Annotated in this window: 24 protein-coding genes, 1 tRNA gene and 2 pseudogenes; 9 read left to right on the top strand and 18 right to left on the bottom strand. The window is 51.4% G+C overall.

Going from position 1 to position 22335, the window contains the following annotated elements; genetic code table 11:
- Positions 1 to 11: 11 nt before the first annotated feature.
- The 6 genes from ACFX4O_RS16330 to ACFX4O_RS16305 all read right to left on the bottom strand — a co-directional run bounded on the left by ACFX4O_RS16330 (position 12) and on the right by ACFX4O_RS16305 (position 4055).
- Entirely contained in the window at positions 12 to 260 is a 249-nt protein-coding gene (locus tag ACFX4O_RS16330; RefSeq protein WP_380210963.1) for a hypothetical protein, read from the bottom strand.
- Positions 261 to 639: 379 nt separating this feature from the next.
- Positions 640 to 912, bottom strand: coding sequence for a GNAT family N-acetyltransferase (locus ACFX4O_RS16325; RefSeq protein ID WP_131408467.1), 273 nt, complete (start codon positions 910 to 912; stop codon positions 640 to 642).
- Positions 913 to 923: 11 nt separating this feature from the next.
- Complete coding sequence (gene yjdI / locus ACFX4O_RS16320; protein WP_131408469.1) at positions 924 to 1154, bottom strand: 4Fe-4S mono-cluster protein YjdI; 231 nt, start codon at positions 1152 to 1154, stop codon at positions 924 to 926.
- A 76-nt stretch (positions 1155 to 1230) separates the two neighbouring features.
- The gene (locus ACFX4O_RS16315) at positions 1231 to 1725 is read right to left on the bottom strand and encodes an ATP-binding protein (protein ID WP_131408471.1); all 495 of its coding nucleotides are present in this window, start codon (positions 1723 to 1725) and stop codon (positions 1231 to 1233) included.
- 212 nt (positions 1726 to 1937) lie between these two features.
- The gene (gene fliB, locus ACFX4O_RS16310) at positions 1938 to 3155 is read right to left on the bottom strand and encodes a flagellin lysine-N-methylase (protein ID WP_380210960.1); all 1218 of its coding nucleotides are present in this window, start codon (positions 3153 to 3155) and stop codon (positions 1938 to 1940) included.
- A gap of 108 nt (positions 3156 to 3263) precedes the next feature.
- On the bottom strand, positions 3264 to 4055 hold the full coding sequence (locus tag ACFX4O_RS16305; protein WP_380210958.1) for a hypothetical protein: 792 nt from the start codon (positions 4053 to 4055) through the stop codon (positions 3264 to 3266).
- Positions 4056 to 4468: 413 nt separating this feature from the next.
- Here ACFX4O_RS16305 and ACFX4O_RS16300 point away from each other — a divergent pair, with 413 nt between their 5' ends.
- Together ACFX4O_RS16300 and ACFX4O_RS16295 are read left to right on the top strand one after the other, a co-directional pair.
- Positions 4469 to 5626, top strand: a complete 1158-nt coding sequence (locus tag ACFX4O_RS16300) for a PAAR domain-containing protein (RefSeq protein ID WP_380210956.1) — start codon at positions 4469 to 4471, stop codon at positions 5624 to 5626.
- 560 nt (positions 5627 to 6186) lie between these two features.
- Entirely contained in the window at positions 6187 to 6462 is a 276-nt protein-coding gene (locus tag ACFX4O_RS16295; RefSeq protein ID WP_380210954.1) for a hypothetical protein, read from the top strand.
- A gap of 479 nt (positions 6463 to 6941) precedes the next feature.
- Here ACFX4O_RS16295 and ACFX4O_RS16290 read toward each other — a convergent pair.
- Positions 6942 to 7015: transfer RNA gene (locus ACFX4O_RS16290), tRNA-Gly, on the bottom strand.
- 200 nt (positions 7016 to 7215) lie between these two features.
- On the opposite strand from ACFX4O_RS16290, the gene ACFX4O_RS16285 reads away from it, so the two are divergent.
- Positions 7216 to 7632 (top strand): hypothetical protein, encoded by a 417-nt coding sequence (locus ACFX4O_RS16285; protein WP_380210953.1) that lies wholly within the window; start codon positions 7216 to 7218, stop codon positions 7630 to 7632.
- A gap of 55 nt (positions 7633 to 7687) precedes the next feature.
- On the opposite strand, the gene actS is transcribed toward ACFX4O_RS16285, so the two are convergent.
- Together actS and ACFX4O_RS16275 are read right to left on the bottom strand one after the other, a co-directional pair.
- On the bottom strand, positions 7688 to 8422 hold the full coding sequence (gene actS / locus ACFX4O_RS16280; RefSeq protein WP_380210951.1) for an amidase activator ActS: 735 nt from the start codon (positions 8420 to 8422) through the stop codon (positions 7688 to 7690).
- 65 nt (positions 8423 to 8487) lie between these two features.
- Positions 8488 to 8765 (bottom strand): annotated as a pseudogene (locus tag ACFX4O_RS16275) (LysR family transcriptional regulator); the annotation flags it as partial.
- A 14-nt stretch (positions 8766 to 8779) separates the two neighbouring features.
- On the opposite strand from ACFX4O_RS16275, the pseudogene ACFX4O_RS16270 reads away from it, so the two are divergent.
- Positions 8780 to 8964 (top strand): annotated as a pseudogene (locus tag ACFX4O_RS16270) (hypothetical protein); the annotation flags it as partial.
- 115 nt (positions 8965 to 9079) lie between these two features.
- Positions 9080 to 9631, top strand: a complete 552-nt coding sequence (idi, locus tag ACFX4O_RS16265; RefSeq protein ID WP_380210949.1) for an isopentenyl-diphosphate Delta-isomerase — start codon at positions 9080 to 9082, stop codon at positions 9629 to 9631.
- Between the two features lie 48 nt (positions 9632 to 9679).
- Here the strand turns inward: idi and lysS are convergent, their stop codons facing one another.
- The 5 genes from lysS to xerD form a co-directional block, all read right to left on the bottom strand.
- Positions 9680 to 11197 (bottom strand): lysine--tRNA ligase, encoded by a 1518-nt coding sequence (gene lysS / locus ACFX4O_RS16260; RefSeq protein ID WP_380210947.1) that lies wholly within the window; start codon positions 11195 to 11197, stop codon positions 9680 to 9682.
- A 9-nt stretch (positions 11198 to 11206) separates the two neighbouring features.
- A protein-coding gene (gene prfB / locus ACFX4O_RS16255) for a peptide chain release factor 2 (protein ID WP_131408511.1) occupies positions 11207 to 12305 on the bottom strand; the annotation gives its coding sequence in 2 pieces (ribosomal slippage) (positions 11207 to 12229 and positions 12231 to 12305; 1098 coding nt in all).
- Positions 12306 to 12396: 91 nt separating this feature from the next.
- Positions 12397 to 14130, bottom strand: coding sequence for a single-stranded-DNA-specific exonuclease RecJ (recJ, locus tag ACFX4O_RS16250; protein WP_131408513.1), 1734 nt, complete (start codon positions 14128 to 14130; stop codon positions 12397 to 12399).
- Positions 14131 to 14135: 5 nt separating this feature from the next.
- Positions 14136 to 14849, bottom strand: a complete 714-nt coding sequence (gene dsbC, locus ACFX4O_RS16245) for a bifunctional protein-disulfide isomerase/oxidoreductase DsbC (RefSeq protein WP_131408515.1) — start codon at positions 14847 to 14849, stop codon at positions 14136 to 14138.
- Positions 14850 to 14873: 24 nt separating this feature from the next.
- A complete protein-coding gene (gene xerD, locus ACFX4O_RS16240; RefSeq protein ID WP_131408517.1) occupies positions 14874 to 15770 on the bottom strand; it encodes a site-specific tyrosine recombinase XerD in 897 nt (298 codons plus the stop codon).
- A gap of 99 nt (positions 15771 to 15869) precedes the next feature.
- Here xerD and fldB point away from each other — a divergent pair, with 99 nt between their 5' ends.
- Positions 15870 to 16391 carry a flavodoxin FldB gene (gene fldB / locus ACFX4O_RS16235; protein WP_380210944.1) on the top strand — a complete coding sequence of 174 codons (522 nt, stop codon included), beginning with the start codon at positions 15870 to 15872 and terminating at the stop codon, positions 16389 to 16391.
- 13 nt (positions 16392 to 16404) lie between these two features.
- On the opposite strand, the gene ACFX4O_RS16230 is transcribed toward fldB, so the two are convergent.
- Together ACFX4O_RS16230 and sdhE are read right to left on the bottom strand one after the other, a co-directional pair.
- Entirely contained in the window at positions 16405 to 16821 is a 417-nt protein-coding gene (locus ACFX4O_RS16230) for a protein YgfX (protein WP_380210943.1), read from the bottom strand.
- Entirely contained in the window at positions 16802 to 17068 is a 267-nt protein-coding gene (gene sdhE, locus ACFX4O_RS16225) for an FAD assembly factor SdhE (protein ID WP_020455135.1), read from the bottom strand. The genes ACFX4O_RS16230 and sdhE overlap by 20 nt, the downstream gene beginning before the upstream one ends.
- Positions 17069 to 17314: 246 nt before the next feature.
- Here sdhE and ygfZ point away from each other — a divergent pair, with 246 nt between their 5' ends.
- Positions 17315 to 18298, top strand: coding sequence for a tRNA-modifying protein YgfZ (ygfZ, locus tag ACFX4O_RS16220; protein ID WP_380210941.1), 984 nt, complete (start codon positions 17315 to 17317; stop codon positions 18296 to 18298).
- A gap of 64 nt (positions 18299 to 18362) precedes the next feature.
- On the opposite strand, the gene ACFX4O_RS16215 is transcribed toward ygfZ, so the two are convergent.
- Positions 18363 to 19022, bottom strand: coding sequence for a hemolysin III family protein (locus ACFX4O_RS16215; RefSeq protein WP_131408527.1), 660 nt, complete (start codon positions 19020 to 19022; stop codon positions 18363 to 18365).
- 238 nt (positions 19023 to 19260) lie between these two features.
- Here ACFX4O_RS16215 and ACFX4O_RS16210 point away from each other — a divergent pair, with 238 nt between their 5' ends.
- Positions 19261 to 19989 (top strand): MurR/RpiR family transcriptional regulator, encoded by a 729-nt coding sequence (locus tag ACFX4O_RS16210; RefSeq protein ID WP_380210973.1) that lies wholly within the window; start codon positions 19261 to 19263, stop codon positions 19987 to 19989.
- A gap of 116 nt (positions 19990 to 20105) precedes the next feature.
- Positions 20106 to 21539 (top strand): 6-phospho-beta-glucosidase, encoded by a 1434-nt coding sequence (locus ACFX4O_RS16205; RefSeq protein ID WP_380210939.1) that lies wholly within the window; start codon positions 20106 to 20108, stop codon positions 21537 to 21539.
- Positions 21540 to 21575: 36 nt separating this feature from the next.
- On the opposite strand, the gene ACFX4O_RS16200 is transcribed toward ACFX4O_RS16205, so the two are convergent.
- Positions 21576 to 22319 carry an SDR family oxidoreductase gene (locus ACFX4O_RS16200; RefSeq protein ID WP_380210937.1) on the bottom strand — a complete coding sequence of 248 codons (744 nt, stop codon included), beginning with the start codon at positions 22317 to 22319 and terminating at the stop codon, positions 21576 to 21578.
- Positions 22320 to 22335: the final 16 nt, after the last annotated feature.

Raw genomic sequence — 22335 nt, 5'->3', positions numbered from 1 at the left:
CCATGGCGCGGTCAGTGAACTGACTGTGTGTTCTTCTGCTCATCAAGGGTAAAGAACGACACGACATCCGCCAGTTGCTGCGCGTACTGATCCATGCTTTTCGCGATCCCCGCCAACTGCTCGACCAGCGGCGCATTTTTAGCTTCCGGCGTCAGGTCATCAAGCCGCAAACGCGCGCTCGTCTGAGCAAGCGAATCATATAGATAAAACCCCAGCGCGAAGCCCGCCACGCTCTCTTTAATATTGTTCAGCGCAAACAACAAGTAACCCGAAATAAATAACAAACAAGCAAAAGCAATCTCGCAAGGAAATACAACGGTATGTTTTAATCTTTCTTTACAGACATACCACATCCTTAATTCATCAAATAATTTTCTATTTAGTTTGACAGAAAATAAAGCACACGGAAAAACGCATGCTGCGACGATAAACGCAGCCAGCGCACAATGGGTTTTTCATGGTTATTAGCAACGAAACACGTACACCTTCACCAATAAGGAAACAAGCATCTTGCTAAAAATGGATAAATTCTGAAATTATGAATTAATAAAGCAAGAAAACCAAAAGCTATTTACTGGATTGCACGGTAATAATTAATGAAATTGTTAAAAAAAATACCGGCACTGCCGGTATTAGTATTTACGCACGGATATCGTCATATTCGCGTGTGTTGTCAAATTCGTGTTTGGCAAAGGGGCACAACGGGATGACTTTACGGTTTTCCGCACGCATCTTTTCCACCACGCGTGCGACCAGCTGTTTGCCTACGCCTTGCCCTTTAAGGCTCGGGTCCACATCCGTATGTTCAATAATGCTTAAATGCTCCCCGGTGGGAACGAAGACGATTTCGGCAACCTGCGTTCCCTGGGCGTCATTCACGTAAAACTTGTTGTGGCCTTCCAGAATTTCCATGATTTTCTCACTTAATTGTGGCGGTACTTCAGCGCACCGCTCGGGCAGGTATCAATGACTTTCACCACCGTTCCGACATCCACTTCGTCAGGAATGATCCACGGTTTGCGTTTCAGATTAAAAAGCTTTGCGCTCCCACGCACGCAGTTTCCCGCATGCTGACAGACCGCCGTATTGAAATAAACGTCAATCTTTTCACCTGTATAGACGCGGTAACCCGCGTCCAGCAGTTCCTTATCCATGACATTGCCCCTGTTCTTTTTGGTGTTGGAAAAGTAAGCATAGCCGCTCTACTTTTACGCACCCTTTGGCGTTTTATCAATAACGAACGATATGAAACCCTTCTTGTTCAGTCGGTTCGACAAAGTAACGGGTAATTAGCGCAAACTGCTCGTCGGTGGCGGCAAAATCATGGTCGCCTGCGGCATTTCGCTGGCGTAAACGCGCTTTGCAAACCTCATCGCTAACCCGCAGATAATGCAACAAATGCGGCGCACCGGATTCGTTAACGATAGACATCATCCACTGGCGGCTGGCCAGCGTATTGGCAGGAAAGTCGAGAACCACATTGACACCTGCACGCAGCAGCGCGATGGCGTGCGGCTTAATGGCGGATTTTAATTTGGCCGAGTAGAAAACGTAGTCTTCGACGGTGGTCATCGCGTCCTTAAATAACAGCGACAACCAACTATCTTCGCTCAGCACCACCGTAAACGGCGTTTTTGCCAGCTCGCTGGCAAGCGTCGATTTACCCGATGCGATTTTGCCGCACAGAAGATGGAGTGTTGCAGGAGAAGCAGAACAAACATTCATAAAATGACCTCGCAGATTGCTGCCAGCAAGGCCCCGCCGTGCTGGCGGGAAAATGGACAAACGTTATCCCACCGGTCGATTGACGGTGCGAATAATGCTCGCAATAGATAAATGGGGTGAATATTTAACAGTCATGTTGGCAACGTAGCAACAATGCGGCCAGGTTGCCAACGGTTTTGTCTGTGTGGGGCTTATAGCAAGCCCCATCGTTGTTAACCGATCAGCAGCAGGCAGGAGAGATCGTCACCGCCGTTGATCATATCGATCGCAGCATCCATACGTTTGTTGATAGTGCTGTTATGCATGGTTTTTTCAGAAAAACTGGCGATCGTTTTCATCACCAGTGTCTGGTCTATCTCAACATGCAGCGACTGTACGCTGAGGAACGTTTTGAGATAAAAATAATCCATAACAATGCGATAAAACTGGCGCAAGATTGTCGCCGTATTCGTGCCGGGAAAATCGCTTTCATAGAGCTTATACAGCAAGTAATTTCTCAACACATGCGGCTCGCCCAGGCAGGAATTCTGGCACAGCTGTTTCCACTGCTGATCAAGCGCTGCAAACTTTTCACTCAGCTCTGCGGTTCCCATCTCTGGTGTAATGGCCAGATAATCGGCAATTTGCAGGTGCCCATGTGAAATCAGCGGATCGCGTGAAGCATATTTCGCCACATGTTTACCCATCACGGTTAACGCATCGACTTTCATACTGGCCGCGCGAGCGGTATTTTGCGCACGAAGTAGCGTTCGACCATTCTGTAATTCATCGATTAGCCCTGAATAAAAGTTTTCCACTTCAGCCAGGTTATTCTGCAGATCAAAGTTGAGCATTTGCAGATAGAGAATAAACTGCGCCAGCGCCATCAAATTCTCTTCAATATTGTGGCTCTGCGCCTGAGCCAGGTTCCAGGCGAAAAGATGTACCAGATGACTAACCTGGTCTCTCGGTTTTTGCTGCTCCAGTAACTTTGCTTTTGAGCGGGCTACCAGCGTTGTTTTCTCTTGCAGCAGCATGCTCTGCGGGTCGAAAAGCACCTGGCGGACCACTTCCGGGCAGGAGAGCGTCATGCTGAAGCGCACTTCATCGGCATATTTGCGTACACCGCGCGGGTAGGATGAACAGGTGTGAGATAACGCTTTTTCACCTAAATCACGGTGAACCATGCAGAGCTGATTTTCATCAACAAACGGGCACTGTTTATCCTCGTTCAATTTAATAACCGAGTATTCATTTTTACCGTTATGAACCGGGATTAAATTCTCTTTCGCAATAGCCGCGATAACCGGATTGGATGAGGATAAATAGCGTTGGTGAGTTTTCTTATCAATGGATATTTTCCAGCTACGGCAGCAGGAAATTAAACAATCCGGACCAACGCATCTGAATTTATCATAGAAAACAGGAGTCACTGTTTTATGGTGTCGCATAATACATTCTTTATAAATGAAAAAAAGAAAGTTACACGACAAAAGCGAATATCTATAGTGGCATAAGCGCGCACTACATTCAGCATTTCACGACATGGATCCGCGTGCTTAAAATGCTGGGGTTAACTCCATCTGCGAAATGACATTTCCACTGTCGTTAAGATTCTGCTCAATAGAGGCAATATCGTTGCGCTCATTGCCAGACGCTTTCCCCTCTTCCCGCATTTTGCTTTTAATCAGCGACAGCAACGATTTTAGCTCCCGGAGCGCCTCTTTCAGGGAGCGCGCGTCTTCTTGCCGCTGGCTGGCGTTTTGTAGCGTATTGATAACGTTATCGATATGGGATTGTACGCCCGCGACCTCGGCCGACTTTTCTTTTTCGCTCGGATTTTCTTCGTCGCTGACTTCAGCGTCAGATGCAGCCTGCGCTTTTATGGCTGGTTCATCGCTTTCCCCGGTGGATACCTGCGCTGCGCTGGAAGCGTTAGCATCGGCACTGTTTCCTGCACCCGTGTTATCACTCTGCCCAAGTTGGGAAGCGAGTTGTCCAAGCTGAGATGACAGCTGTTTGAGCTGTTTCATAATGTAGCCCCCGGAGCCGCCAAACAACATGGCCAGCGCTTTCAGGCGGGCGATTTCCCGTTTCAATGCATCCAGTTTGGCGCGCGCATTCGCTTTGCTGTTCTGGGCATTTTCCTGCGTAAAGCGATTGAGCGTATTGAGGTTTTCTTGCAAATTTTCGTAATACTCTTTCGCCTCAGGGCTGAGCGTCACAATGCTGGCAGGCGTGGGGTTAACGGTCTCATTGGTGCGGGTAGACTCGTGAGCACGCACCGTTCCTCCTTTGGCGGAAGAGGACGCGTAAAGATCGAGAGAGCCGGTGAAAGTGGGGCGAAGCATGCGCAATACTCCTGAAGTCCATTTATCATAGTAACGGCAGCAGCGAATAAAACTTTACGCGTAAAAACGTGAGGACTGGCGTTCATGATCGAACAGAGAACCTAACGGCAACAATTGAAACGCCTCTCCTGATGGTCTTTAAAAATCAGAATTTAACTTAAGCATATTCTCTATAAAAATCAGGATACGTATTTGTAGAATAATCACCCGGCAGAAGAGTGAACAAACAAAACTCAGAGGAGAGAAATATAATGGAAAAATAACTGGCGATATGCGCCTCTATTTTAGGTTCGTCAGCCGGTTAGTTGGGTATCACAATTAGTGTTTCTCTGGATGGTTAGGATGGAAATAACAGGTAAATCGAAATGCTTTCGTAAGTATCCCTGTAAATAAAATTCATTAAGGATGATTCTATGCCAGTTGGTTATTTTCTACGTATTGGCGATAAGACAACATGCGGCGGTCGTATTCTTTCAGGTTCTCCGCTCCATAGTTTTGGAGGGATTGCGACAGCGAGGAATGGTGATTCTGTATCATGTGGTAAAGATGGAAAGATCTACCACATCGCGGGGGGTATACCCGATTACTGGATGTATGGCGTTGCAGCAGCAGGGACTTTGCATAGCCGAAGCACATGTCCCTGTAGAGCAAAATTTATTTCATCATTTCCAAATGCCTCTTATTGGCTTGAAGAAGCAAAGTCAGTTAAAGCCGCTTCTGTCGCGGCCCCGCTAGTTGCTAACGCTCCTCCTCCTCAACCTGCAAAAATTGCAGAGCCTGAACAACATGCGCAAGCGGCGAAGAAGAAAAATAACTTTGCTGACATTTGTAAGCCAGAAGATAACCCGCTATTGAACGGCGTTTATATCTGGACTGAAACTAGAGAAACCGGGCACGCTTTTGTTTCCGTGCATGAAAATAACGTTGTTTACCTTTACACCTATGGCAGATACGGAAGAACTGGCGGGCCAATTGAAACGACAGGTGACGGCATTCTCGATTTTATGAAAGGTGATGATGCCAGGGAGTACTACAGAAAGGAACTTTACGAAAATAATGCCCGCGTTTTTAACATCACTGACGCAAGCATACCGAAAACCCGCGCTTTCTTTGAAAATTTGTGGGAAAAAGGGACAAAGCCTGTGGGGATAAAGGAAAACAGTGTTACAGATCGAACAGGTCACTCAATTGACTCCTACGATGTAACAGGAAGAAACTGCACAACCCACACAGTAGCGGGCATAAAAGCAGCTGGCTCGACGATCTTTGATACAAGCTACAACTCAAAGAGCACTCAGCTCCCTATTGAAGCAGAAGAGTATTTTGCTATCCCAGTATCATTACAAAATCATCTTCTCGATAAAAGCCGAAACCTAAAGTCTATGGCAGTTGTTGAAGTTACTGACGAGTTTAAAAATCAGTATCCGAACATAAACGGACAATATGTATCCCCAGAAGGAATCAAAGGTAAAGCTAAACGCTACGCCGCAGAAACAATGTCTTCAATAGGTTCGATTTCCCCATACTCAGGTGCGAATGTTGGTGGAATTCTTGGAGAATATGATGAGTAATTTCACGAAAACCATTCTTCGATGGGGCGGGATAGTCGCAGTATCACTTTGCTACTTTATTACACTGTTAGCATCAACACTCGCTTACAGTGCATTCAGTGAAAGAGAAAGTATGCAGTTTTATGGCCCAATCCCATTAAAAGAATACAAAGCATCAATAGACTCGCTCATGCAAGCCACTGATGGCGTTTTTAGTGTCGCCTTCTTTGGCTTTGCGATCTGTGTCCCGCTGATCTTAATTATCTTTAAAAAGGTACGATGATGAATAAAAAGTACTGCAAAATCATGATGATTTGGCATTAGCTTCTATTGTGGGTTTCGCTATTTGCGAACCACTGATCTTGCTCATCTTCAAGAAAGTGAGACTGATATGTCCCCAATGCTTGTTGTTGAGATGACAGTTGCGTTCAAAGAACAGTACCCAAATTCGGGTAACTTGCAACCATACCAAGAAACTCGCGGTGGCAAGTTTCAACATATCGTTGCGGAGGGGGCAGCTATTGGAGATTCACTCTCTCCCTATTCCGGCGGAACCGTGGGCAGTGTATTAGGGGAGTCTTATGACAATGACGAGTAGAGCTAAAACCATTTTCCGTTGGGGCGGAATTAGCATTGTGTCGTTTTTCTACTTTATCTGTTTGGCGCTGGCTACATTCTCATTTTCTGCATTCAGCGAGAATGAAAGTATGCAGTTTTCAAATCCTGTACCGTTGAATGAGTACCATGCTTCAATTGATTCTATCCTTCAAGCCACAGGCATAGTTTTTGATGCAGCAATTTATGGCTTTGCGATCTGTGTCCCGCTGATCTTAATTATCTTTAAAAAGGTACGATGATTTGGAAGGCTGCATCACGATGACGAATAAAGCAAAGATAGCCCTCAGATGGGGAGGAATTGCCTTAGTTTTCGCCATCTACTCTGTCGCCCTAATGATCCCACTGCTTGACTATAGCTTAACCATAAAATACCAAGGCGCTCCTTCGACAGGAACAATGGAAGCTCGTGTATGCGAGGCGATCACATACGACTTAACCGGTTCTATTGATAATCTCTTTCTCATAGCATTCTTCGGTAGTGCTATTTGCCTTGTTTTAGTCTTACTCATCTTCAAGAAAGTAAGATGACCGCCAAAGGCTGGAGAGATCCAGCCTTTCCCTTTCTTCCGGAATTTAGACAATACAAGCCGAATGCCAGTTGGTGGTTCGTCGTTCAATGTCAGAACGATCAAAAACAACTTTTGCTTAGTATTTTTTGATAGCTAAACACATGCAAACCAACTTTTGGCGGTGTTTTGTAAGAAAGGAGGGAGAATTCTGGAGCGGGCGAAGGGAATCGAACCCTCGTATAGAGCTTGGGAAGCTCTCGTTCTACCATTGAACTACGCCCGCATTGAAGTGCGACAGGCATTATAACCTCTTAGCGCGTGAGAGCAAGGCGAGTTTACGGGTAACTGCTGGAGTTTTAAGCAATTAATCTTCACTGGTGTAGCACCATCATTTTGTTGCGAAAATTAGGACAACATAACCTCCCGCGTTACGCTTTCAGGCATAGCATAGCTCCCGTTTCCCCCTCATTTCAGAGAATCGCTATGAATGCTAAGCCGTTGGTTTTGGGATTTATTATTTTGACGGGTTCGTTGAATGCTGCACTGGCGGATAGTTGCCAATCCAACATTTTTGGTGGGCAGGATTGCCGCTATGACGATGGCACAACATCCAGCAGCCGGGCCAATATTTTCGGCGGGCAGGATACTAACTACAGTGACGGAAGAACGACAACCAGCCGAGCCAATATTTTTGGCGGGCAAGATACGACGTCCAATGACGGTAAATCATCCAGCAGCAGAGCCAATATCTTTGGCGGGCAGGACACCAATTACAGCGATGGTAGCCATTCCAGCAGCCGGGCTAACATTTTCGACGGCCAGGATACTGACTACAGCAACGGTAAGTCCTCAACCAGCCGTGCGAATATCTTCGGCGGGCAAGACACACATAACAATTAATTCCAGACCGGTACCCAAGCTAACAGGCCGGGCGACCGCCTGTTAGCTTTACTCATCAGCATTTCGGTGGGCTGCCCTGAGGCGGTAAATAACGCAGCGGATCGATAGCCGTCGCCTTATAGCGCAGTTGGAAGTGCAAGCGCACTGAATCCGCATCGCTGCTGCCCATGGTGGCGATTTTCTGCCCGGCTTTCACGCTCTGCCCGTTGTTAACCAGCAGCGTGTCGTTATGCGCGTAAGCGGTAATGTACTCTTCGCTGTGCTTAATCATGATCAAATTACCGTAGCCGCGCAGCTGATTGCCGACATAGACCACCTTCCCGGCCCCGGAAGCATAAACCGGTTGACCACGTGTCCCGGCAATATCAATACCTTTGTTCCCGCCATCAGACGTGGAATAGGTCATGATGACTTTTCCGGTTGTCGGCCAGCGCCAACAGCGCTGCCCCACCGGCGGCCATGACGCGAGCGGAACCTGCGAAGAAGGCACCACTTTCGCAGTCTTTGTACCCGATTTTGTCGAAGATGAAGTGGTTTTTGACGCCCCATTCACTTTCAGCCGCTGCCCCACTTCAATGGTGTACGGCGGCGAAATACCGTTCATGCTGGCCAGATCTTTTACGCTGGTGCCGGTAATACGGGATATGCGGTACAGCGTATCGCCCCGCTTCACCGTATAAACGGAACCGGAATAAGTAGCGTTATTTCCGGCGCAACTCGCCAGCAGCAAGCTGATTGCCAGGCAAACAACAATACGAAACGGGCTTTTCGTCAGGCATCCTGCGCGCAAAACAGATCCTCGAATAGAATAAATGGCGACATATCATACCAGCCGCTCGCCGGTTGCTAAACCTTTCAAACAGACTTGTGCGGAATCGGGTAACCCTGCGCGATAATTTCCATTATCTCTGGCAAATAAGGTGTGGAGGGCATCTTCACCAGCTCCGGGTAAAATACCTGCGGTGAGGGAAACACATTCACCACATGGCAATGGATGAGTTTGTCGGCGTCGACTTCCGATGGAGGCAGTCGCGTTGCTGCGGCGAGACCTGACGCCAGCCACTCCAGAATCCCCCCGGATGAGTGATATGCATAATCACCTTCGGATGACCGCCCGCTTTACGAAACCGCTCGGCAGGTGCCACGCGCGGTCTTTATCCTGCATATGATCCCTGGGATAGGATGGGCGACTTCTCCTGTGCGGACGGTTTAATCACGGTGGCGTACGAGATGCGAATGTGTAATATCAAGCCCTTGCCGGAGGTAAACATGCTTCCCGATCTGGTGCTGGTGATGTCCTTTTCCGCTCTCTGGGCCACTCTTTTTGCATGAGCCTCGGATATACTAGCGCTTGCCCGGTGGCGCTATGCGTGACTTACCGCGAGATCGCACTCTCCTATCCTGTCACTCACAGCATCGCCTGGCGTGGTTATGTTCGGGAGTCGTTATGGTTATTCAAGAACACGTTATTTTGCTTAACGACCAGGGAGAGGTTCTCGGCACGCAGGAAAAATACGCCGCGCACACATCGCACACACCGCTGCACCTGGCTTTCTCCTCCTGGCTTTTTCGCCCGACAGGCGAATGTCTGGTTACCCGCCGCGCAATGAGTAAAAAAGCCTGGCCCGGCGTCTGGACCAACTCAGTTTGCGGCCATCCGCAAATGGGGGAAACCGTCGAGCAGGCGATTATCCGCCGTTGCCGCTACGAAATCGGTGCTGAAATCGCCACTATCACCGCCATCGCACCGGGTTTCCGTTACCGGGAAACCGATCCTTCAGGCATTGTCGAAAATGAGATCTGCCCGGTTTTTGCCGCAGAGATCGTATCGTCGCTTAAAATAAACAGTGATGAAGTAATGGAGTATCAGTGGGTTGAACTGGATGCAATGCTGCATGCGCTCTACGCTGCGCCCTGGGCTTTCAGCCCGTGGATGGCGGCAGAAGCCGCAAGTGCTGAACATCAGTTGCGGCAATTTGCCGCAGAATTAGCGCAATAAAAAAGCCCCGACGCCACAAACGCCGGGGCTTTTTGTATCGCTGAGCGATTATTTTACCGGACGCATCGCCGGGAACAGGATCACATCACGAATGGTGTGGCTGTTGGTGAACAACATCACCATACGGTCGATACCGATGCCCAGACCGGCAGTTGGCGGTAAGCCGTGTTCCAGCGCGGTCACGTAGTCTTCGTCGAAGAACATTGCTTCGTCGTCGCCTGCTGCTTTCGCATCAACCTGATCCTGGAAGCGCTGCGCCTGATCTTCTGCGTCGTTCAGCTCGCTAAAACCGTTACCGATTTCACGCCCGCCAATGAAGAACTCAAAGCGATCGGTGATTTCCGGGTTCTGATCGTTACGACGCGCCAACGGCGAGACTTCCGCCGGGTATTCGGTAATGAAAGTCGGCTGGATCAAGTGCGCTTCTGCCACTTCTTCGAAGATCTCAGTGACGATACGGCCCAGACCCCAGCTCTTCTCAACCTTGATACCGATACTTTCAGCAATCGCCTTCGCGCTGTCGAAGTTATCCAGATCCGCCATGTTGGTTTCCGGGCGGTATTTCTTGATCGCTTCGCGCATGGTCAGTTTTTCGAACGGCTTACCGAAATCGAACACTTCGTCGCCGTACGGCACTTCGGTTTTACCGAGGATGTTCTGCGCAAGCGTACGGAACAGGGATTCGGTCAGTTCGATCAGATCTTTGTAATCCGCATACGCCATATAGAGTTCCATCATGGTGAACTCGGGGTTATGGCGAACGGAAATACCTTCGTTACGGAAGTTACGGTTAATTTCGAATACGCGCTCGAAGCCGCCAACCACCAGACGTTTGAGGTACAGTTCCGGCGCGATACGCAGGTACATGTCGAGATCCAGCGCGTTATGGTGGGTGATAAACGGACGCGCAGAGGCACCGCCCGGGATCACCTGCATCATCGGCGTTTCCACTTCCATAAAGTCGCGGCCTACCATGAACTGGCGGATACCAGCCAGGATCTGTGAACGCACTTTAAAGGTGTTACGGGATTCATCATTCGAGATGAGATCCAGGTAACGCTGACGATAACGCGCTTCCTGATCCTGCAAACCGTGGAATTTATCCGGCAGCGGGCGCAGCGCCTTAGTCAACAAACGCAGCTCAGTGCAATGGATAGAGAGTTCACCGGTTTTGGTCTTGAACAGCTTGCCACGTGCGCCGAGGATGTCGCCCAGATCCCATTTTTTGAACTGCTCGTTATAGACGCCTTCCGCCAGATCGTCACGTGAGACATACAGCTGAATGCGGCCACCAACGTCCTGCAAGGTGACGAAAGAGGCTTTACCCATGATGCGGCGGGTCATCATACGGCCCGCTACGGCAACGTCGATACCCAGCGCTTCCAGCTCTTCGTTCTCTTTGGCATCGAATTGCGCGTGCAGCTTGTCAGAGGTCTGATCGCGGCGGAAATCGTTCGGGAACGCCACGCCCTGCTCACGCAGTTGCGCCAGCTTCTCACGGCGGGTTTTCAGTTCATTATTAAGATCGACTGCCGTGTCAGCGCTTTGTGCTTGTTGTTCAGACATGTTGGTTCCTCATAACCCTGCTTTCAAACTTGCTTCGATAAATTGATCCAGGCTGCCATCCAGCACCGCCTGCGTGTTACGGGTTTCAACCCCGGTGCGCAGATCTTTAATGCGGGAATCATCCAGGACATAAGAGCGGATCTGGCTGCCCCAACCGATGTCCGACTTGGTGTCTTCCATCGCCTGTTTCTCAGCATTTTTCTTCTGCATTTCCAGTTCATAAAGCTTCGCTTTCATCTGCTTCATGGCCTGGTCTTTGTTCTTATGCTGGGAGCGGTCGTTCTGGCATTGCGTTACCAGTCCGGTAGGAATGTGAGTAATACGCACCGCGGATTCCGTCCGGTTTACGTGCTGACCGCCCGCGCCGGATGCGCGATAAACGTCGATACGCAGATCCGCCGGGTTGATTTCGATATCAATATCGTCATCCACTTCCGGGTAGACAAACGCGGAGCTAAACGAGGTGTGACGACGGCCGCCGGAATCGAACGGGCTCTTACGCACCAGGCGATGAACGCCAGTTTCAGTACGCAGCCAGCCGTAGGCGTAATCGCCCATAATCTTAATGGTGACGGACTTGATGCCCGCAACTTCACCTTCGGACTCTTCAATAATCTCGGTTTTAAAGCCGCGCGCTTCCGCCCAACGCAAGTACATGCGCGTCAGCATGCTCGCCCAGTCCTGCGCTTCGGTGCCGCCGGAACCCGCCTGAATATCCAGGTAGCAGTCGGCGCTGTCGTACTCGCCAGAGAACATGCGACGGAACTCCAACTGTGCCAGTTTCTCTTCCAGCACATCCAGTTCGGCGACCGCTTCGTTAAAGGTTTCTTCGTCTTCGGCTTCAACCGCCAGATCCAGCAGGCCGCTGACATCTTCCAGCCCCTGACGCATTTGATCCAGCGTATCAACGATAGCTTCGAGTGAGGAACGCTCTTTGCCCAGCGCCTGTGCGCGCTCAGGTTCGTTCCACACATCCGGCTGTTCCAGCTCGGCGTTTACTTCTTCCAGGCGCTCTTTCTTGGCGTCATAGTCAAAGATACCCCCTAAGAACGTCTGAGCGCTCCGTGAGGTCCTGAATACGATTTTTTACCGGGTTAATTTCAAACATGGTCTGATTTCTTTTAATGGACTAGTCAAAATGCGGTGATAAGGGCGGAAGTTTACCGGATTCCCGCCCTGTTTTATAGCGAATACTGGCGCTAAAGTGGCCAGAGATTCTCGATGATCAGCTGTACGCTACGATTGCCGCGAAACTCGTTCACATCCAGTTTATAAGCAATATTTACCTGCCGCACACCGTTGTCCGGCCAGCAAGTGGTATCGACGTTAAAAGCGATACCATCAAGCAACGGACCGCCGCCAACCGGCTCCAGCATCACTTTTAAATGGCGCTCGCCCACCAGCCGCTGCTGCAGGAGCCGAAACTCGCCGTCAAACAGCGGTTCCGGGAACATTTGCCCCCAGGGGCCCGCTTCGCGCAGCATCTCAGCGACTTCCAGCGTCATCTCCTGCGCCGACAGCGGGCCGTCAGAGACAATCTCGCCTTGTAATAACGCCGGATCCAGCCATTCTGTCACCAGCTCGCCAAAGCGCTGGCGGAACTCTTCAAAACGGTGTTCTTCCAGCGTCAAACCGGCCGCCATTGCGTGACCGCCGAATTTGAGCATCATGCCAGGAAACAGCATATCCAGACGTTCCAGCGCATCACGCATATGCAGCCCCTGAATCGAACGCCCCGAGCCTTTCAGCACCCCGTCTCCGGCTGGCGCAAAGGCGATCACCGGGCGGTGAAAGCGCTCTTTAATGCGCGAAGCGAGAATGCCGACCACTCCCTGATGCCACTCGGGATGGTACATCGCTAAACCGCCGGGCAGCGTTTCACCACTGCGCTCAAGCTGCTCGCACAGCGTCAGCGCCTCTGCTTGCATCCCCTGCTCAATCTCTTTGCGCGTCTGGTTCAACGCGTCGAGATCGCTGGCTAACTGGCGCGCTTCACCAAGGTTTTCGCACAGTAACAGCGCAACCCCCACCGACATATCGTCCAGCCTGCCCGCCGCGTTAAGGCGCGGCCCGAGCGCAAAACCGAGATCGCTGGCCGCCAGCTTTTGCGCATCGCGGTTGGCAATTTCCAGCAGCGCTTTGATGCCCGGACGGCAGCGCCCGGCGCGAATGCGGCTCAGTCCCTGCCAGGTCAGAATGCGGTTATTGGCATCCAGCGGCACCACGTCTGCCACCGTTCCCAGCGCCACCAAATCGAGCAGCTCCGCCAGATTTGGCATCGCCAGGCCGCGCGCCTCAAACCAACCGTTGTCACGCAAAAAGGCACGCAAAGCCAGCATCAGATAAAAAGCAACGCCAACCCCGGCCAGCGACTTCGACGGAAAATCGCAGTCACGCAGATTCGGGTTAACAATCGCGTCGGCATCCGGCAGCGTGTCACCCGGCAGATGGTGATCGGTTACCACCACCGGGATCCCCAGTTCATGTGCTCGCGCTACACCAGCATGTGACGAGATGCCGTTATCCACCGTCAGAATGATTTGCGCGCCGCGCGCATGCGCCTGATCGACCACTTCCGGGCTCAGCCCATAACCGTCGTCAAAACGGTTCGGCACCAGGTAACTGACGTTTTCGCAACCGAGCGCGCGCAGCGCCAGCACGCTAAGGGCGGTGCTGGTTGCGCCATCCGCATCGAAATCGCCCACCACGATAATGCGCAACCCTTCACGCAATGCAGTGTAAAGCTGCGCCACTGCATCATCGATACCGGTAAGTTGTTGCCACGGCAGCATGCCTTTAACACTGCGTTCCAGTTCACTGGCCGTGCGCACACCGCGGCTTGCGTATAAGCGACGCAGCAGTGGCGGCAAGTCTTCTGCCAGGTCTGCTGCGTTATCCACCTCACGGCGGCGAAGTTGTATCTGAGCTTTCACGCGAATTATTTACCGCCAGTGGCTTTTTGATGTTGATCGAGGAAGGCTTTCATTTCTGCCGGAGCCTGGTAACCCGGAACAAGGTAGCCGTCATTCAGCACGATGGCTGGCGTGCCGTTGACGCCAAACTGCACGCCCAGCGCATAATGATTAGCGATGTCGATATCACAACTGGCCGGTTTCACGTCTTTACCTTCCATCGCACTATCGAAGGCTTTTTTAGGATCTTTTGCACACCAGATAGCTTTCATCTGGTTTTCAACTTCGCTCGGCACACCCTGACGCGGGAATGCAAGGTAACGCACGGTGATGCCGAGCGCGTTGTAGTCTGCCATTTCGCTGTGCAGTTTCTGGCAGTAGCCGCAAGTGATGTCAGTGAACACGGTGATGACATGTTTTTCCTGCGGCGCTTTGTAGACAATCATCTCTTTTTCCAGCGCGTTCAGATGCGGTAATAGCATCCTGGTGGTGATGTTCACGGGCTGCGCGCCGCTGACATCGTACATCGGACCCTGGATGATATGTTTGCCATCTTCCGTCACATACAGCACGCCGCTGTTGGTCAACACGGCTTTCATTCCGGCAACAGGTGCGGGCAGCACTTCACCGCTCTGTACACCCAATTTTGCCAGCGACTGTTTGATGGCCGCGTCATCGGCGTGCGCCGCGCCGGTAAACGCCGCCGCCAGCAGGGTGAACATCACTAAACCTTTTTTCATAACACATCCTTTAATTGTCAGCATTCACGCCCGCGGGTGATGCTGTTGATGAAGCTTGCGCAGTCGCTCGGTAGCGACATGCGTATAAATTTGCGTCGTCGATAAATCCTGGTGGCCTAAAAGCATTTGCACTACTCGCAGATCCGCGCCGTGGTTCAGCAGATGGGTGGCAAACGCATGGCGCAAAACGTGGGGCGAGAGTTTTTCACTGTCGATACCCGCAAGCACAGCATAGTGCTTGATGCGATGCCAGAAAGTCTGGCGCGTCATCTGCTGCGCGCGCTGGCTTGGAAATAGCACATCAATTGATACACCGTTAAGCAGCCAGGGGCGGCCATGCTCCAGATAGTTTTCGACCCAATACACCGCCTCTTCGCCCAGCGGCACCAGGCGTTCTTTATTGCCTTTACCAATCACTCGCACCACGCCCTGGCGCAGGCTGATATCACTCATCGTCAGGCCAACCAGTTCAGAGACGCGAAGGCCGGTGGCATACAACACCTCAAGCATCGCTTTATCGCGTAACTCCAGCGGTTGGTCAACCACCGGAGCCTGTAGAAGCCTGCCCACCTGCGTTTCACTTAAGTCTTTCGGTAAACGTTGTGGCAATTTAGGTGATGCGAGCAATGCGCTGGGATCGTCGTTGCGTACTTTTTCCCGGTAAAGGTACTGAAAAAAACGTCGCACGGCGCTAAGCAAGCGCGCCGAGCTGGTGGCCTTATAACCACCGCTCACCCTTTCAGCTAACAGTGCTTGTAAATCATCGCTTTGCGCTTTTTCAAGACTGCTGGCGTGGTGGTGCAACCACTCCACCACGCTTTTCAAATCACGGCGGTAAGCGTTTAGCGTATTTTCCGCCAGGTTGTTCTCAAGCCAGAGAGCATCGAGAAACTGTTCGATACGTGCGAGATCCTGTTCCATCCAGCGTCTCCTTTACTCAAACGCTGCATTATGCCTGATTGATGTACGATTCTGGTACACTGCGTGAAAAGACACATCAAGAATCGAGAAGTTTACGTTATGAATATCGGTCTGTTTTACGGTTCCAGCACTTGCTACACCGAAATGGCGGCGGAAAAAATCCGCGATATTATCGGCCCGGAGCTGGTGACGTTGCACAACCTGAAAGACGATGCTCCGGCCCTGATGGAACAGTACGATGCGCTTATTCTGGGCATTCCAACCTGGGATTTCGGCGAGTTGCAGGAAGATTGGGAAGCGGTTTGGGATCAGCTTGATAATCTCAATCTCGACGGAAAAATCATTGCGTTGTACGGCATGGGCGATCAGCTCGGTTACGGCGAATGGTTCCTCGACGCACTCGGTATGCTCCATGACAAACTGGCCCCTAAAGGCGCGACGTTCATCGGATACTGGCCGACAGAAGGCTATGAATTTACCAGTAAAAAACCGGTCGTTGCCGATGGGCAGCTTTTTGTCGGGCTGGCGCTGGATGAGACCAATCAGTACGATTTAAGCGATGAACGCATTCAAAGCTGGTGCGAGCAAATACTGACGGAAATGGCGGAACGGCTCGGCTGAGCCATCACCCGCCTTAATGCAGCCCCTGCGCCGGTTTTTGGGTGATCATCCGGCGCAGATCGCGCCACTCCTGCGCATCCATACTGTCTGCCGCCAGCCATAAATGCTGGCGCCGCCCGTCTTCCGCGCGATGTAAACGCAGCATCATGCCACCGCGGATCATCCAGGGGGTGCCGATAATATCCCACTCCACACCTTGCCAACGCAGACGGGAATCCATCAGCAGCTTAATCTCGCCGTGGCAGGCGTTGATTCGCCGCTGGCTGCGCACGCAGTCGAAAACCACCAGCGACAGCAATAAAAGCCACAGCGGTGTATAGCTCAACGGCCAGGGCATAAATAAAATAAACGCCGCCACTAATCCATGCAGCAATAACGAGATCCATTGTGCGCGCCATGAGACGCGTAAATCAGATTGCCACAGGACCACGATCCCGATTCCGTGTCTGAATTAACTGCACCATTCGCTGCAACTCCGCGTCCTGGGGTTTGCCATGATTCATCAACCAGTTGAATAAATCCGGATCATCGCTTTCAAGCAGACGCACAAACAAATGCTTGTCATGGTCGCTGAGCGAGTCGTACTCGTGTTCGAAAAAAGGCATGATGGAGATATCGAGTTCGCGCATTCCGCGGCGACAGGCCCAATGGATACGGGCTTTATTATTAATATCCATGTTCTTCTCCCTTCATAGGCATGAGGGCCTATTGTAACGTGTTTTTAATATTCCTTTTGCGGAATATTTAACTTCCCGCGCCTGCTTCCAGAATAAATGGCATAGTCTGCAAAATTATCACTGTGCTGCGTAGCGCCTCGCAATGCTCGCACAATGGCACAAATCGCATGCTTTATCGCTTGCATTGGACAATGGCTCTTTTACCATTAAGTACCAACACAGCGTTAAGCTAATCAGGACATTATTATGGCTTTTACTCCATTTCCTCCGCGCCAGCCGACCGCATCCGCCCGTCTGCCGCTGACGCTTATGACACTCGATGACTGGGCGCTGGCAACCATTACCGGCGCGGATAGCGAGAAATACCTGCAAGGCCAGGTCACCGCTGACGTGTCGAAGATGGCGGCAGATCAGCATCTGCTGGCGGCGCATTGCGATTCTAAAGGCAAAATGTGGAGCAATATGCGGTTGTTTCACTATCAGGAGGGATTTGCCTGGATCCTACGCCGTAGCGTACGTGAGTCGCAGCTTCGCGAGCTGAAAAAGTACGCCGTATTCTCAAAAGTCACTATCGCCGCAGATGACGAACATGTGCTGCTGGGCGTTGCCGGTTTTCAGGCTCGCGCCGCGCTGGCCAATCTTTTCACAACATTGCCGGACAGCGAAAAGCAGGTTGTGCAAGAAGGGGAAACAACCCTCCTGTGGTTTGAACATCCAGCCGAGCGTTTCCTGCTTGTTACCGATGCCGCAACGGCAGAACAGGTGACGGAAAAACTGCGCGGCGAAGCGCAGCTCAACAATAGCCAGCAGTGGCTGGCGCTGAATATCGAAGCCGGGTTAGCCGTGATTGACGAGCCAAACAGCGCACAGTTTATTCCGCAGGCGACCAACCTGCAGGCGTTGGGCGGCATCAGCTTCAAAAAAGGGTGCTATACCGGGCAAGAGATGGTTGCTCGCGCGAAATTCCGTGGCGCCAACAAACGTGCGTTGTGGTACCTGGCGGGCGCTGCCAGCCGCACGCCGGATGCGGGTGAAGATCTTGAGCTACAGATGGGTGCAAACTGGCGTCGTACCGGAACGGTACTTGCGTCAACACAGTTGGATGACGGCCGCGTGCTGGTTCAGGTAGTGATGAACAATGACATGGAAGCAAACAGCGTGTTCCGCGTACGCGACGACGCCAATACGTTAAGCATCGAGCCACTGCCCTATTCGCTGGAAGAAGAATAATCCGCGTTAAACCATTTGAACAAGCTACAGCCGGGTCGGCAAAAGTGCCGCCCGGCGCTACTACTTAAACTTTACCAACGTACAAATAGATTGCCAGGAAGTGGCACACGCTGCCGCCCAGTACAAAGCCGTGCCAGATGGCGTGATTATAGGGAATACGTTTACAGACGTAGAAAATTACGCCCAACGAGTACACCAGCCCGCCGACAGCCAAAAGCGTCACGCCGCCCACGGATAACCGCGTCGCAAGCTGATAAATCACAATCAACGACAGCCAGCCCATCGCCAGGTATGTCACCAGCGACAACACTTTGAACCGGTGCGCAATGGTGAGCTTAAATAGGATCCCTAACAGGGCGAGGCTCCAGATCACAACCATCAGCCCACGCGCCAACGGTGAATCCAGCCCGATCAGTAAAAAAGGCGTATAGGTGCCGGCAATCAGCAGATAAATGGCGCAGTGGTCAAATTTCTTTAACCATAGTTTTGCGCGCTGATGCGGAATCGCATGGTAGAGCGTGGAGGCGAGGAACAGCAGGATCATGCTGCCGCCATAAAGCGTATAGCTGGTAATCGCCGTCATACTGGCATTATTGTCCACCGCCTGTACCAGCAGCAGTACCAGCCCGACAATACCGAACACCAGCCCGATACCGTGGCTGATGCTGTTGGCAATTTCCTCTGCCAGCGTGTATCCCTGTGCGATTAAAGGTTTCTTAACCATGGAAACTCCTGGAGAACTCAAAAAACGTTGCAACAATAGAGTAACTGAGAATGATTCCAGTGCACACCTGTACGCTAAAATAAATATCATTGATGAATATTTCATGACATGAGTTGCCACCCATGAATGCGAAAGTCAGGGAAACGGCACGGAAGTTATGGCAGCATGTGGGCACGCAAAAAGCCTGCCGGGTTGCATTGGGCTACGTTTACAGCAAGCAAAGGATATCGCCGTGACAATGTTTACTCACTCCGCCATCGCCGGCCTGAATACTCTGGAGATGCTGGTTTACAACTTTGTCATCAAAAATCGCGACAAAGTAATGTACATGACGATTCGTGAACTGGCCGATGCGGCAGGCGTCTCCACCACGACCGTGTTGCGCTTTTGCCGCAAGCTCAACTGTGAAGGCTACTCTGAATTTCGCGTGCGTTTTAAATTATATTTAGAGCAAAATGAGCCGCCGCAAGCAAATTTTGGCGCCAGCGAAGTGATCAGCTTTTTTAAAAGCGTCAACAATGATGAGTTCGATAAATTATTAGATAGCACCGTTGATATTATATTATCTTCCGAACGCATTATATTTGTCGGTGCAGGCACATCGGGCGCGCTAGCGAAATATGGCGCAAGATTCTTCTCAAATATCGGTAAATTCAGTAACCATATCGACGACCCTTATTTTCCGGTCACGAATGATATGGCCAAAAACGCGCTGGCAATTGTGCTTTCGGTTTCTGGCGAGACGGAAGAGATCCTCCGCTTTGCCAGCCAGTTCAGCTTGCACCACTGCAAAGTGTTGTCAATCACCAGCCACGAACACTCCCGACTGGCAAAACTGGCGGACTTTAATATTTCCTGGCATGTGCCGCAAATGCGCATTACCGGCGGTTACGATATTACTACACAAATCCCTGTTATTTATATTCTCGAGTCGCTGGGGCGTAAACTGGCGAAGAAAATAGCATAAAAAAACAGTGTGTTTTTTCGGTGTAACAAATTACCCCAGCGGTAATTTGTTATATCGTGACATTTAATTCGCCTTTGTTAGACTCGTTATCAGCCAATATAACGGGAACAGCAACAATGAAAAAATTGACCTTACCGAAAGACTTTTTATGGGGCGGCGCGGTTGCCGCACACCAGGTGGAAGGCGGCTGGAATAAAGGCGGCAAAGGCCCGAGCATTTGCGATGTTCTGACCGGCGGCGCGCACGGTGTTCCACGTGAAATCACGCAGGACGTCGTCGCGGGCAAATACTACCCGAACCACGAAGCCATTGATTTTCATGGCCACTACAAAGAAGACATCAAACTCTTCGCCGAAATGGGCTTCAAATGTTTCCGCACCTCCATCGCCTGGACCCGCATCTTCCCGCTGGGCGATGAGCAACAGCCGAATGAAGAAGGGCTGAAGTTTTACGACGACATGTTTGATGAGCTGCTGAAATACAACATCGAGCCGGTCATCACGCTGTCCCACTTCGAAATGCCGCTGCACCTGGTGCAGCAATATGGTGGCTGGACTAACCGTAAAGTGGTCGATTTCTTTGTCCGTTTCGCGCAAGTGGTGTTTGAGCGCTACAAAACCAAGGTCAAATATTGGATGACCTTTAACGAAATCAACAACCAGCGCAACTGGCGCGCGCCGCTGTTTGGTTACTGCTGTTCCGGCGTGGTCTACACCGAACATGAAAACCCGGAAGAGACCATGTACCAGGTATTGCACCACCAGTTCGTTGCCAGCGCCATGGCGGTGAAAATCGGCCATCGTATCAACCCGGAAATGAAGATTGGCTGCATGCTGGCGATGGTGCCGCTGTATCCCTTCTCCTGTAAGCCGGACGATGTAATGTACGCCCAGGAATCCATGCGTGAGCGTTATGTCTTTACCGACGTACAACTGCGCGGCTACTACCCTTCTTATGTGCTGAACGAATGGGAACGCCGCGGTTTTACCATCAACATGGAAGCCGGTGATGAGGCGATTCTGCGCGAGGGTTGCTGCGATTACCTCGGCTTTAGCTACTACATGACCAACGCGGTGAAAGCGGAAGGCGGTGTTGGCGATGCGCTTTCCGGTTTCCAGGGCAGCGTCCCTAATCCGCATGTTAAAGCGTCTGACTGGGGCTGGCAGATTGATCCGGTTGGCCTGCGTTATGCGTTGTGCGAGCTATACGAACGCTATCAGAAACCATTATTTATCGTGGAGAACGGTTTTGGCGCATACGACAAAGTCGAAGCCGATGGCAGCATCAACGACGATTACCGCATCGATTATCTGCGTGCGCACGTTAAAGAGATGGTCAAAGCAGTGACCTACGACGGCGTGGATTTGATGGGGTATACCCCGTGGGGTTGTATTGACTGCGTCTCTTTTACCACCGGTCAGTACAGCAAACGCTACGGCTTTATCTACGTGAATAAGCACGATGACGGCACTGGCGATATGTCACGCTCTCGTAAGAAGAGCTTTAACTGGTACAAAGAAGTGATTGCCAGCAACGGCGAAACCCTCTGACGCTGTTAACGCTTCTCCCTGGTGGGAGAAGCGGACTTATCTACCGCCGGCTAAATCCAGAAAACTGCCGGTGACATACGACGCTTTGTCACTCAACAACCAGACAATTCCCTGCGCCACTTCTTCCGGTTGCCCACCGCCCCGCATCGGGATCGCGCTGCTCACCCTGTCCACACGCCCAGGCTCGCCGCCGCTGGCATGCATTTCTGTGTAGATAAACCCCGGACGCACACCATTCACGCGAATACCGTTTGCCGCAACTTCCAGCGCCAGCCCGGTCGTTAGCGTGTCGACCGCCCCTTTTGACGCCGCATAATCAACGTATTCGCCGGGTGAACCGAGACGCGCCGCAGCCGAGGAAACATTCACAATCGCGCCGCCGTGTCCGCCATGCTGAGTGAACATGCGTTTGACCGCTTCGCGACAGCAGAGGAAATAGCCCGTCACGTTAGTCGCCAGAACGCGGTTGATACGCTCAGCGCTCAGTTGCTCCACCCGGCTTTGCTGAAACAGGATCCCGGCGTTATTGACCAGCGCGGTAAGTGGCTGCGGCTCGCTATCAAGGCGCGCAAACATGGTCTGTACCTGCGCTTCATCACTGATATCGGCCTGTACCGGGAAGGCGTGACCGCCCTGCGCAGTGATTTTCGCCACTACATCGTCGGCAGCAGGCTTGTTGGTGTGATAATTGACCGCGACGGTATAGCCTTCTTGAGCAAGCAGCAACGCGGTTGCGCGGCCAATGCCCCGGCTGCCACCGGTGACTAATGCAATCGCCATCTGTTTCTCCTGAAAA

This window comes from Kosakonia sp. YIM B13571, from assembly GCF_042788095.1.
Taxonomy (GTDB): domain Bacteria; phylum Pseudomonadota; class Gammaproteobacteria; order Enterobacterales; family Enterobacteriaceae; genus Kosakonia; species Kosakonia quasisacchari.
This window is presented reverse-complemented; position numbering and strand designations above follow the sequence as displayed.